The sequence below is a fragment of the uncultured Nevskia sp. genome, from assembly GCF_903885465.1.
GTDB lineage: Bacteria > Pseudomonadota > Gammaproteobacteria > Nevskiales > Nevskiaceae > Nevskia.
On record NZ_CAISIQ010000023.1, the window covers coordinates 1 to 8,509 of the forward strand.

The following is an 8,509-nucleotide window of genomic DNA, read 5'->3' on the forward strand; positions in this document are numbered from 1 at the left end:
GGGTTGCATCCACCAACTCGATATTCCGGCCTTCGGCAAAAGCGCGGGCGTCGGCAGTGAACGGTCCGATCGACACGACGTAGCTGCCCGTGGCGCCGTGCGCAGCCATAAGTCCGAATACCTCGCGAACTACGCCGACTCCGACCTGTGTTGCCCGCCATTGCTTGCACTGGATCAGGAAAGTCTCGGAGCCTTTGCGAGCCACGATATCCACGCCACCGTCGGCACCGTCCGAGGTGAAGCGCACCGAATAGCCGAGTCGCTCGAAGTGCGCGCCCACCAGTTGTTCGAACTCCTTCCAATTCAGCTGCGCGAGGGGTGCAACCATTGTTCTGGTCTCAGCTTCTGCCAGCAGCTTCGTCCTGCGGCGTTTGCCTATCCATGAGACAAAAGCAGCAAACACGCAGGCGGCGGGTGCGATCAACTGCATGAACATGCCGGTTGTACGCGCGATCATTGGTCCGTAAGCCGTACCAAGCCCGGAGACGGTGGTCGGCTTCGGCATCTCGATCAGCGCAAGCTGGTGGAAGCCGAACCACGATACGAAGGCAAGGATTAGACAGACCTGCCACGGCAGTCGGGAAAGAGCGTCGACCCAGTTTTCGAAAGCGGATTTTCGGGGGCGGCGTGGCATTGGCAGTCGAAGTTGGTGGCGGTGTCGTACCGGCTCAAAACCTGCTGCTGCCGGTTCATTAAACTCCACCTTAAGCCAAACGCATCTTTTGCTCGAACTGAACCCTGCGGACATAGCCCGCATAGATTGCCGTCTGTGCAACATAGTCCGTCAGTTTCATCGACTGCGACCGGCTGAGTGTCTAGGTAATTGCGACGATGGAAGTAGCCTTGGCTAGTCGCCCTAAGTGATGTGGCGGCGATGTTCCATCCGGACTACTGTGCGATCGCCGTGAAATTCAGAACGCCAGAGAAAACCATGCTCGCACACCGCTGGGGACGCACCGATATCCCGCTGTTCGAGCAGACCATCGGCGATTACTTCGAAGCCACGGTTAAGCGCTTTGGCGATCGTGAAGCTTTGGTGATGCCGCACCAGCAGATTCGCTGGACCTATCGGCAACTCAACGAGCAGGTAGACCGCGTGGCGCGTGGCTTATTGGCGCGGGGTTATGCGAAGGGCGAGCGGATCGGGGTGTGGGCGCCGAATTTGGTCGAGTGGGTGTTGATGCAGCACGCCACTGCCAAGCTCGGCGTGATTCAGGTCAACATCAATCCGGCCTACCGTGCGCACGAGATGGCGCATGCGCTGCGCCAGTCCGGCTGCAAGGGCGTTCTAGCCGCGCGCAGTTTCAAGACCAGCAATTACCGGGCGATGCTCGATGAGGTGCGCGGTGAATGCCCGGCGCTGCGCGACCTGATCTTCATCGACGAGCCCGGCCAGCCTGGAGACTGGGCGCAGCTGCTGGCGGATGCGGAGCAAGTACCGCAGGCCGATCTCGTCGCGCGCATGAAGACGTTGACCCCGAACGATCCGATCAACATCCAGTACACCTCCGGAACCACCGGCACGCCGAAAGGCGCGACCTTGAGTCATCGCAACATTCTCAACAATGCCTACTTCGCTGGCGTGATCATGGGTTTCACCGAGCAGGATCGTCATTGCGTGCCGGTGCCGTTCTATCACTGCGCGGGCATGGTCATGGGCACGCTGATGTGCGCTGCGCACGGCGCCACGCTGGTGGTGCCGGCGGCCAGCTTCGATCCGGGCGAAACCCTCGCGGCGATCGAGCGGGAACGCTGCACGTCGTCGATGTGCGTGCCGACCATGCACATCGCCATGCTCGCGCACAAAGACTTCGCGACCACTGACAAATCCAGCCTGCGCACCGGTTCCATCGGTGGTTCGCCGTGCCCGGTGGAAGTGATGAAACGCCTGGTCGACGATTTCCACATGCCGGAGCTGACCATCATCTACGGCATGACCGAAACCTCGCCGCTGTCGACACAGACGGCCCGCGATGACGCACTCGACAAGCGCGTTGGAACGGTGGGAAGAGTCCATCCGCATGTCGAGATCCGCATCGCCAATCCCGATACCGGCGAGACCTGTGGCTACGGAGAAACTGGCGAATTCCAGACTCGCGGCTACTCGGTGATGCTCGGCTACTGGAACGACGACAAGCGCACCCAGGAAGCGATCACGCCGGAAGGCTGGATGCGCACCGGCGACCTCGCGACGATGGACGAACAGGGTTACGTGAACATCGTCGGCCGCACCAAGGACATGATCATTCGCGGGGGCGAGAACGTGTATCCGAGAGAGATCGAGGAATTCCTCTACTCGCATCCGGACATTCTCGATGTGCAGATCATCGGCGTGCCGGACGAGAAGTACGGCGAGGAAGTGATGGCCAGCGTGATCATGAAGGCTGGCCGCGTGCCGCTCACGCTCGATGTGCTCCGAGCGTTCTGCAAAGACCGGCTGGCCCGCTACAAGATCCCGCGCTATCTGGACGTGGTCACCGAGTATCCGATGACCGTGAGCGGCAAGGTACGCAAGGTGGAAATGCGGGCGCAGGCGGTGCAGAAGCTGGGTCTTGAAAAGGCGGCGGCCGTTCAGACGGCTTGACGCCCTTGCAGGGCTGGCGCGTAACGCTCAGGACTTCGCTTTCTTCGAAGTCTTCGACTTGCTGGAACTGTTGAGCGCTATCGCTTCGAGAATGAGCGCTTTGAAGGCAGACTCATCCACTGCTTCTGTTTCGTGGATGTCGATCGCGCGGCGCACGTTGCCGTCGAGACTCGCATTGAAGAGATGGCTCGGGTCCTTCAGGGATGCGCCCTTGGCGAAGGTGAGTTTCACCTTGTCCTTGTAGGACTCGCCGGTGCAGATGATGCCGTCGTGCGACCAGACTGGAGTGCCCATCCACTTCCACTCCTCGACGACCTCCGGGTCCGCTTCCTGAATGAGCTTGCGAACTGTGCCGAGTGTTGCCCCGCGCCAGCCGCCGAGTTCGGCGATCCGTTTCGAGATGAGTTCCGATGTCGACGGGCCGAGGCTCGCATCCGAAGTTTTCATGTTCGTATCCTGAAAGTCAGCGCTGGCGAAAATTCGGAACGACGCCGAGAAACGTCGCGTCGCTCGGCATCACCGTAGCCGATGCGGTACTGGCTCGTCTTCATCCCGGCTAGCCAGGTGCGGACAGCCATTGCCAGGCACAGCCACGCGCGGCCTTCGACGTAAGCGGCCTATCGCTGTCAGACTGCCGAGCTGTCCGATGGGGATCGGATTTCGCAGCGATAAGGAAGGGGCTCGACCGTGGCAATGGATGGCACAAACGAAGGGGCGGATATGTCGCGCGCAGCTCAGGTGCGCATGGCTCCTGTGTCTGCCGGCCATCCTCCGCTGATCCTCCATCCCTTCCGTGGCGTGATGCTGGTGGCGGCCGCCGTGCTGCTGTTCGCCTGCATGGATACGACGACCAAGTACCTGACGGCAGACTTCGCGCCGCCAATCGTCATCGCCGTGCGCTACACCGTGCAATGCCTGCTGATGGTGCTGCTGCTGACGCCCAGCCACGGCCGCCGTCTGATCCAGACCCGGAGAACCGGTCTGGTGGTGTTGCGGGCAGCCTGTCTGGCGCTGGCCTCACTGGTGATGGCGATCGCCTTCAATCGCCTGCCGATCGCCGAGGCCACGGCGATCGTGTTCCTGTCGCCCTTGCTGGTGGTACTGCTCTCCGGTTTCACCTTGGGCTAGCGTGTTGGCAGCGTCGGCATTGCGGCTGCGGTCGGCGGGTTCATCGGCGTGGTGCTGATCGCAAGGCCAGGCAGCGGGCTCGATTCCCTGGGCGTCCTCTGCGCCCTGTGTGGAGCGGCTCTGATTGCGACCTATCAGCTCCTATCCCGCGTGCTGGCGCGAACCGAGGGCACGGTAGCCATGCTGTTCTACACGGCGCTGCTGGGCATGGCGATCTACGGGCTGGTGTTTCCCTGGTTCTGGGAAGGCCGGATGCCGAGCCTCCTGCAGGCGGCGCTGCTGGTCAGCACGGGCATCACCGGTGGCCTCGGGCATTTCCTGTTCACCGCAGCTCATCGCCATGCGCCGGCGTCGCTGCTCGCTCCGGTGATGTACGTCCAGCTGATGTGGGCGTCCCTGCTGGGTTGGCTGGTGTTCAGTCATGTGCCCGAGCAGATCAGCATCATCGGCATGTGCGTGGTCGCTGTATCAGGGGCAGCGGTTGCGCTGCACTCACGTTCGTCGCGTATTGCGCCGGCCGTGGTCACGACGCCGGCCGACCCATCCTGAGCAGTGCTGATCAAGCTCAGGAGTCAGCAGTTTTCTGGCTGATGCGGAAGATCACGAACTCGGCGGGCCGGCTCGCCGCGATACCGATCAGGCAGACCATGCGGCCGTTGTCGAGATCGTTCTGGGTCATCGTCGAGCGGTCACAACGAACGAAATAGGCTTCTTCGGGCTTGACGCCGAGCAGCGCGCCATTGCGCCACTGCAGGTAGAGAAAGTCCTGGATCGTGCTCTTGATGTCGGCCCACAGGCGCTCGCCGTTCGGCTCGAACACGGCCCACTGCGTGCCCTTGTCGATCGAGTGTTCGAGGGAGATGAACAGGCGCCGCAGGTTCACGTACTTCCACTCGGGGTCCGAGCTCAGAGTACGGGCGCCCCACACGCGGTAGCCGCGTCCTTCGAAGAAGCGCAGGCAGTTCACGCCCTCGGGGTTGAGCACGTCCTGCTGCGCCTTGTTGATGTCGACCTCGAAGCGCGTGATGCCGCGCACCACCTCGTTGGCCGGTGCCTTGTGCACGCCGCGCTCGATGTCGTTGCGGGCGTAGATGCCGGCGATGAATCCCGAAGGCGGCAGCAGCAGCTTGTGTGGCTGCTCGCCCAGCGCCGGCCGAGACAGCGGATCGACGATCTCGATCCAGGGGTGATAGAGCGCGGCGTAGCTGCAGTCGAACTTGCTGCGGAAGCTGCGCACGTCGGATAGCGAGCTATGCAGTACGGCGTCGATCAGGGCGATGCGGTAACGATGAAGCTCCGCGTGGCCGATCAGATGCTGGGCAACGGCCTGCACGTCTTTCGGCGTTGGCATGGCGCCGCTGTCGGGCGCTGCGACGATGGCAATGTCGTCAAGTTTGGCCAGGGCTTCGAGGCCGGTGGCGTGTTCACCTGCGACACCACGTAATTCATCGGGGCTGGGCAATGCGCCGTCGATCCCGCCACCAAGACGCTTGCTGGCCGACTGCAGTCCGAGCGCAAGCGCTGCCGCTGCGAAACGGTCATCGCTGGTTGACCATTCCAGCCAGACCATCGCGTTGTCGTCTTCGGGATTGTCGATCGCCAGCAGCTTGCCAATGAAGCGACTTTGGTCCGGATGCGTGGCGAGTTGATCGTAAGCGTCGATGCGGCCATCGGGCCCGGTCACGGTGACGCGCAATTGGACCAGCGATAGCTGAGAGCCTGCTGCAAGCGCCACGGGTGCGCCGCTGCTGTCGATGAAGGTCTGCTTGCCGCTCGGGTCCATCTCCACAACGCGCAGTGTGCTCGCCGAGAGCGGCGCATTGCCGATGGGCAAGGTGCCTCCAGAAGCGGTGACTTCGAGCACCGCACCGGCGAGCACGTTCTTCGCCTGAATGCCCCAGGCATTTTTGCCAAGACCATCGTTGGGATATTCGAACGCGATGTTCTTGCCGCGCGCCGCCTGCACCTCGACCAGTACGTTGCCGTCTGCACCCGGCCAGCGCGCGCGCCACGCTGCACTGCCGGCGGTGGTGGCAACAGTCAGGCTTGAAGCGCATTCCTTGACCGTCTTGCCGGCTGCCGGCACGTAGACTCGCGACACGTAAAGCCGACTACCGCCGTTGTCGAAGAACGCACGCACTGCGTGGGCGAGGTAGGCGATGCGCGCACCGCTGGCCAGTTCCAGCGGTGACACGCCGCCGTAGACGCGCTCGAATTCAGCGTAGGACGTGATCAGCCGTGGCTGGGCGTTGCTGGGTCCGCCTGCATAGGCGACAGGCCCGAAACGGGTGATGCCGGCAAAACCGGCGGTGCTGGTCGGCACGCCCTCGATCGCCTTGGCGCGAAAGCTGGTTTCCTCGACGTAGACGCCGGGCGCCTTGTATTCGGGCATTGCCTGTCCCCTGCTTCGGTTCAGTGAGCAGTATCAGCGATCGGCAGCAACGCCCAAGCCAGCTCGGTCGTTGCCGGTAGCGGCAGGTCCAGCGCCAACGCCGGCAACAGCAGGCGATCGTTGCGGACGTAGCCCGCGAGGATTCGGGCTGGATCATCGATCAAGCGACGATAGCGGCGACGATGGTTGCGGAAATGGTCGCGGCTGAGGATCGCGCCATGGGAAGCATTGGCCTTCTTCAGCAGCACGCGATCGGCCGGAATGCCCGATGGCACTTCGAATGCGAGGCCATCGTGCTGGATCAGCTGCGCGTAAGCCTCGGCGTCGTCCTTCAGCTGATAACGCGCGCTCGCATCGAAGCACAGCACCGCGTCATGTCCCGCCGCCAGCAGGCCTGCGATCAGCGTGATTGGCAGCCGCAATGACGGTGGCTGGCCGCACCAGTAAGCAATGTTCAGCGCATCGACGAACAGCGATCGCCGGCCGTCATCGATATGCGGAACGGTTTCAGGATCGGAAGGCAGCAGCAGGATGTCGGCGGGCATGGGTCAGCATTGTGCCCGCCCGCCGCAGATGTGGCGGCTACTGCGTGAAGCTATGGCGCTTACGAAGAAAGTGCTTCCTTGCTGTGCCGCGCCTGACGCTGCGAGCGCTGCAGCGCGACGAATTCGAGCATCCCCAGCACCATCATGCCGCCAAGGATGATCGAGGGATGGGTGCTCAGTTTTCTAACCATGCCAGTCATGTCAGTGTCCTCCTTGTCGTGAACCCGGCCTCTCGCTGATGCGAGCGCCAGTTCACGGGCGGACCGTAGTCGCTGACGGTGACGCTGGTATTGCAGTGGCATGACAATCGCTGATGTAGATCGCAGATGTCTAAGCAATGACACATTTGCGACGTATCGTGGCCCGATCGTCCACCCGCATGCCCAGTCCACAGCCCCTTCAGTGACCTTCACCGAAATACCGCAGCTCGCCGAGCTGCAGAGCCTGATCGAGGAAGGCCACCCGCAGCTGCAGGCACGCATCGTCTGTGAAGTGCAGGCCGGGCAGCGCCGGTTTCCGATCCATGCGCTGACCCTGGGCAATCCTTCGCCAGACGTACCGGCGGTCGGCTTCTTCGGCGGCGTGCATGGCCTGGAGCGGATCGGCGCCGATGTGGTGATCGCTTATCTGCGCAGCCTGGTGAAGCGTCTGCATTGGGACAGCGTGCTCCACGAGCAGTTGCAGGGCGTGCGGTTGATCTTCATGCCGCTGGTCAATCCGGGTGGTCTGTGGCTGGGCACGCGCGCCAATCCGAATGGTGTCGATCTGATGCGCAATGCGCCGATGGACGCCGTCGAGCCGGTGCCGTTCATGATCGGCGGTCAACGTTACAGCCGTGGTCTGCCTTGGTATCGCGGCGAGCCCGGCATGCCGATGGAGGCTGAAGGTGCAGCGCTGTGCGCCTTCGTCGAAGAGGAATTACTGAGCCGCCGCTTCAGCCTGGCGGTGGACTGCCACTCCGGTTTCGGCAGCGATGACCGCATCTGGTTTCCCTACGCGCACACCACCCGGCCGATCCGGCACCTGCCGGAAGTCCATGCGCTACAGACCATCTTCGAACAGACCCACGCCTATCACCGCTACGTCTTTGAGCCGCAGAGCCAGCAGTACCTGACCCATGGCGATCTCTGGGATTACCTCTACCTGCGTGCGCAAACGCATGCAGACAAGGTGTTCCTGCCGCTGACCCTGGAGATGGGCTCCTGGCTGTGGATCAAGAAGAACCCGCGCCAAGCGTTTTCGCGGCTGGGCATCTTCAATCCGCTGATCAATCATCGTCAGCAGCGGGTCATGCGCCGGCACATCGCGCTGCTCGATTTCCTCGCCCGTGCCGGCAGCGGCTACCAGCGCTGGCTGCCGACGAGCGTTACAGCGCGCCAACAACACTTGAGTGCCGCGATGACGCGCTGGTATCGCGGCAAGTCATGAGCGACGCGAGCACCTGGGTTCTGCTGCGTGGCCTGATGCGCGACAGCCGCCACTGGGGCGATTTCCCGCAGGCCTTTGCCAGCGAGATGTCTGGTGCCCGTATCGAGCTGCTGGACTTCCCCGGCAATGGCGCGCTCAACGAGCAGACCAGCGCCAGCAGCGTCGACGCGATGGCCGACTACTGCCGCGCTGAACTGCAGCGCCGTGGGCTCAAGCCGCCGTATCGGTTGCTGGCGATGTCGCTGGGCGCGATGGCCGCCAGTTCATGGGCGAGCCGCTATCCGCAGGAGCTGGATGCCTGTGTGCTGATCAACACCAGCCTGCGGCCGTTCAGGTCCAGGATGGTGGCGGTCTTGATTACAGGAATCCGCTCCCCTTGGGTGGAGAGCAGGATGCGCTCGGAGCAGTCCTGCGCGAGGCCCAGGGCGGCAA

General features: G+C 62.8%; 10 protein-coding genes. 5 read left to right on the forward strand and 5 right to left on the reverse strand.

Annotated features, from left to right (window positions below):
- The coding region (locus QZY06_RS00750; protein WP_295678919.1) for a restriction endonuclease at nucleotides 1–634 on the reverse strand (634 nt) is incomplete at its 3' end.
- A gap of 297 nt (nucleotides 635–931) precedes the next feature.
- On the opposite strand from QZY06_RS00750, the gene QZY06_RS00755 reads away from it, so the two are divergent.
- Nucleotides 932–2,584 (forward strand): AMP-binding protein, encoded by a 1,653-nt coding sequence (locus QZY06_RS00755; RefSeq protein ID WP_295678921.1) that lies wholly within the window; start codon nucleotides 932–934, stop codon nucleotides 2,582–2,584.
- A 27-nt stretch (nucleotides 2,585–2,611) separates the two neighbouring features.
- Here QZY06_RS00755 and QZY06_RS00760 read toward each other — a convergent pair whose 3' ends face one another.
- Entirely contained in the window at nucleotides 2,612–3,031 is a 420-nt protein-coding gene (locus tag QZY06_RS00760) for a DUF1801 domain-containing protein (RefSeq protein ID WP_295678924.1), read from the reverse strand.
- Nucleotides 3,032–3,328: 297 nt separating this feature from the next.
- Between QZY06_RS00760 and QZY06_RS00765 the strand changes: the two genes are divergently transcribed.
- Nucleotides 3,329–3,712 (forward strand): EamA family transporter, encoded by a 384-nt coding sequence (locus QZY06_RS00765; RefSeq protein WP_295678926.1) that lies wholly within the window; start codon nucleotides 3,329–3,331, stop codon nucleotides 3,710–3,712.
- A gap of 51 nt (nucleotides 3,713–3,763) precedes the next feature.
- The gene (locus tag QZY06_RS00770; protein ID WP_295678943.1) at nucleotides 3,764–4,261 is read left to right on the forward strand and encodes a DMT family transporter; all 498 of its coding nucleotides are present in this window, start codon (nucleotides 3,764–3,766) and stop codon (nucleotides 4,259–4,261) included.
- Nucleotides 4,262–4,277: 16 nt separating this feature from the next.
- Here QZY06_RS00770 and QZY06_RS00775 read toward each other — a convergent pair whose 3' ends face one another.
- The 3 genes from QZY06_RS00775 to QZY06_RS00785 are packed head-to-tail and all read right to left on the reverse strand — an operon-like array spanning nucleotide 4,278 to nucleotide 6,849.
- Nucleotides 4,278–6,104, reverse strand: coding sequence for a phage tail sheath subtilisin-like domain-containing protein (locus tag QZY06_RS00775; protein WP_295678929.1), 1,827 nt, complete (start codon nucleotides 6,102–6,104; stop codon nucleotides 4,278–4,280).
- Between the two features lie 20 nt (nucleotides 6,105–6,124).
- Nucleotides 6,125–6,649 (reverse strand): hypothetical protein, encoded by a 525-nt coding sequence (locus QZY06_RS00780; protein ID WP_295678932.1) that lies wholly within the window; start codon nucleotides 6,647–6,649, stop codon nucleotides 6,125–6,127.
- A 59-nt stretch (nucleotides 6,650–6,708) separates the two neighbouring features.
- Entirely contained in the window at nucleotides 6,709–6,849 is a 141-nt protein-coding gene (locus tag QZY06_RS00785; RefSeq protein WP_293387571.1) for a hypothetical protein, read from the reverse strand.
- Between the two features lie 202 nt (nucleotides 6,850–7,051).
- Between QZY06_RS00785 and QZY06_RS00790 the strand changes: the two genes are divergently transcribed.
- Nucleotides 7,052–8,077 carry a M14 family zinc carboxypeptidase gene (locus QZY06_RS00790; protein WP_295678937.1) on the forward strand — a complete coding sequence of 342 codons (1,026 nt, stop codon included), beginning with the start codon at nucleotides 7,052–7,054 and terminating at the stop codon, nucleotides 8,075–8,077.
- On the forward strand, nucleotides 8,074–8,509 hold a 436-nt coding region (locus tag QZY06_RS00795; RefSeq protein ID WP_295678940.1), incomplete at its 3' end, for an alpha/beta hydrolase. The genes QZY06_RS00790 and QZY06_RS00795, both read left to right, overlap by 4 nt.